The sequence below is a fragment of the Mesorhizobium sp. M6A.T.Cr.TU.017.01.1.1 genome, assembly GCF_004023115.1.
Classification (GTDB): domain Bacteria; phylum Pseudomonadota; class Alphaproteobacteria; order Rhizobiales; family Rhizobiaceae; genus Mesorhizobium; species Mesorhizobium mediterraneum.
In genome coordinates this window covers 1-3,132 of the sequence record NZ_RZTA01000187.1, presented here as the reverse complement: position 1 = coordinate 3,132, position 3,132 = coordinate 1, and the positions used below count along the sequence as shown (strand labels likewise).

The 3,132-nt window shown below is 60.5% G+C and carries 3 protein-coding genes; 2 read left to right on the top strand and 1 reads right to left on the bottom strand.

Features of this window, described 5'->3' with window-relative positions:
* Positions 1 to 277 precede the first annotated feature (277 nt).
* Positions 278 to 550, bottom strand: coding sequence for a hypothetical protein (locus EOB36_RS32335; protein WP_128286483.1), 273 nt, complete (start codon positions 548 to 550; stop codon positions 278 to 280).
* Between the two features lie 301 nt (positions 551 to 851).
* Between EOB36_RS32335 and EOB36_RS32330 the strand changes: the two genes are divergently transcribed.
* Together EOB36_RS32330 and EOB36_RS32325 are read left to right on the top strand one after the other, a co-directional pair.
* Positions 852 to 2,216 (top strand): integrase, encoded by a 1,365-nt coding sequence (locus tag EOB36_RS32330; protein WP_128286482.1) that lies wholly within the window; start codon positions 852 to 854, stop codon positions 2,214 to 2,216.
* On the top strand, positions 2,203 to 2,937 hold the full coding sequence (locus EOB36_RS32325) for a hypothetical protein (protein WP_128286481.1): 735 nt from the start codon (positions 2,203 to 2,205) through the stop codon (positions 2,935 to 2,937). The genes EOB36_RS32330 and EOB36_RS32325 overlap by 14 nt, the downstream gene beginning before the upstream one ends.
* Positions 2,938 to 3,132: the final 195 nt, after the last annotated feature.

The window sequence follows — 3,132 nt, the reverse complement described above, 5'->3', positions numbered from 1 at the left end:
ACTGAGTGTCGCTCGCGTCTTTAGTAGCCGCCACCGCCAGTACCGCCGGCACTGCCACTATTGCTCCCGCTCGATGTAGACGCGGTTGGCGGTGCGGGTGGAGCCGCGCCGCGTGGTGCTGTCATGCAGGCAGTCAAAAGTAATACCGAAAACAGGATGAAAAGGCGCATATCGATAACCTCCTTTGGTAGGGTGTTCTCTATCGACAACGTCTCAGGTCCATCATTATTCCGCGAAGGTTGATCGGAATGCCCGCTGCCTCACGGTGGCGGGCTTTTCAGTGAGCTATCCACCCCGCCGCGCGACCGACCTCGATGCAGGCAACAACGGCAGTGGCGATCGTTACCGCCAGCGCCATACCCCGTTCGAAGTTGGCGAGGCGCTTCTCCGTCGCCAACTCTTGTCCGTCCCAATAAAGCTTGTTGGTCTTCGGGTTGACGCCCAAGAGGGCAGTGCCTTCCAGGCTTATGGCCCGGACGCCATCCGGCCATTCTGGCGGTGGGGCATCTTTCGTGTAGCGAAATTTTCGAATGTGATCCCAGTCGGTCATTTCCCCTCCCGTCGGTGACAACAGGAGTGTGACAGGAATCGCCGGACTCGACAAAGCCAGAAGGGAATTGGCCAAATATCGGACAGGGAAGGGTACGTTTCGGCTAAGTGCCTGAAATCTCTGGTACGCCCAAGGGGAATCGAACCCCTGTTACCGCCGTGAAAGGGATTGATTTTCGGCAGTCTGCAGTTCATTGACGTTCGCCGCTATTCAATGTTTTCAATGAGTTAGTGCGCAGTTGTTCATTGGCGTGCGGAGGGGTATATTTCACGTATATTTCACGGTTTGGAACGGACTCCCTATGGCGAAGACCCTGAACGAGACACCCATCACGACGCGGAGCGCGCGCGCCAAGCTACCAGCTAACGGCTACCCGTATTGGAAAAGCATCGATCCCGATGTGCATATCGGCTACCTGAAAAGCGCGCGTGGCGGCACATGGCAGGTTCGATGGCGCGCCGGAAAGAACTACAAGCGGGAACCGCTTGGCACGGCCGACGACGAGATAAGCGAAGGGACGTTGGACTATAACGCGGCCGTCCGGGCCGCCAAGAAGCACGTCGCAGCCGTGCGGGCAGAAGAAAAAGCCACCGCCGAAGGACCGCCGCTAACCGTTCGGCTGGCCGTGGAACCCTACATCGCCGAACGAGACGCACGCGATAGCCGCCGCAAGGGCAGGCAAGTCCGCTCTGACGCCGGCCAGCGCCTCCGGCGGTATGTGCTCGGGCAAGATAAGCGCGGTAAGCAGAAGGCTGTCCCGGCTGCCGCCATTGCTGACGTTGCCCTTCATGCGCTGAATGAATCCGATCTTCTGGCATGGCGCGCGGACCTTCCAGAGACGATGAAGACCACGACGAAGCAGCGCCTCATCAATGATTTCAAAGCCGCGCTGAATGCGGCCTATGAGGCGCATCGTAAACGGTTGCCGCCAACGCTGCCGGCCGTCATCAAGCACGGCTTTAAGGCCGTGAACAGGCATGACGATGAAGTCGAATCGGGGGCGCGCGACAACCAGATACTGGCGGACAGTCAGATTGCCCGCCTGATCCGCGCGGCGCGGGAGATTGACCTTGAACAGGGCTGGGATGGCGACCTCTACCGCTTGGTCGTCATTCTGACTGCTACCGGTGCCCGGTTCAGTCAGGTCGCGCGAATGAAGGTCAGTGACGTGCTGCGGACGCAAAGCCGGCTCATGGTGCCTGTCTCCCGCAAAGGCAGGGGCGGCAAGAGCGGAAGCACTCCCGTCCCGGTCGGGAAAGACGTGCTCGACGCATTGCTGCCAGCCGTGACCGGTCGCGCCAGTGACGCGCCATTGCTGGAACGCTGGCGCTCGAAGCAGGCTCCCGGCGGCATCCGCTGGGAACGGATAGGCCGTGGGCCGTGGCATTCGTCCAGCGAGATCCCGTGGCAGGATATTCGCGAGCGCGCTCAAATGCCCGACGTGATCCCGTATGCCCTGCGGCATTCCAGCATCGTGCGCGGCATCCGCGCCAATCTCCCGATCCGGCTGGTCGCGGCGTTGCATGACACCAGCGTGCGAATGATCGAACGCCACTACAGCCGCTGGATCACAGATGGGCTTGATGAGATGGCGGCGCGCGCCGTTGTGCCGTTGTTGCCGCCGGATGATGACGGCAGCGTGGTGCCTATGCGTGAGCGAGCCTGACGCCATGGGCGGCGCGGTGAGGCGCGAAAAGGGCTTTCGCTACACCAATACTGAACGTCAGGCTTTGGCCGATGCGGTTCCTGATCCGGACTGGCTCGACGCGCTTGACGATTGGGGCAGGTTGGTCCGGTTTCCGCACCACGACGAGTTTCGAGCGGACAAAGCCGGATTTATCGCGCGTCACTTGGAGGGGATGGCGCGGGAATGCCTTGGCGAGGAGGAGATAGCCTTTCGATCGTCGAAAGAGGAGGCCGACCATATTCGCGAAACCGCCCGCGTTGCGCGCAAGCTCAAGGCGCTGCTGGTGAAGCCGACCGCGTATCAGAGGAACGTCGCAACCGCGTTACTTGGCATTAGCGTCCCGCCCTACAGGCATGCCGTTTTTCTCTCGCTTCTGGACGACCTCATCCACAACGAGACATGGGTTGCGGAGCGTTTTGCAGCCATGCGCGCCGAGGATGTGTTTGCCGGCAAGCATCACCCAGCTTTTGCGCGGTTCGTCGACGCGGCGATAATTTCCTGGCGGCAGTGGACGGACAAGCCCGCTGGCGGCAGCAAGGAAGGCGGGCCGGCGGCCCGGTTCTTGTGTGCGGCCGTCAATCCGGTGCTTGCTTTTGCCGAACGACGAGCGCTCCGGCTACGTCGCGGCGGTGCGCTGACGGAGGGGGCGGCCGGCGAATTAATCGAGGAAATACGACGACTCGATCCACCAATCGAATAGGGGAAAATCGAGCCAAGAAAAATCTCTGTTTTCCCCTAAACATTCCGCGCACTTGTCCTGATCCTTCAGCGAATTCACTCGTGTTCAGACTGAAGGAAAAGAGGAAAATGGACACCGCGAAACTCGGAATGAGCGTTGAGGAAGCAGCAGACATATGCGGCATCGGCAGGACGCGCTTGTATGACGCGATGAAGC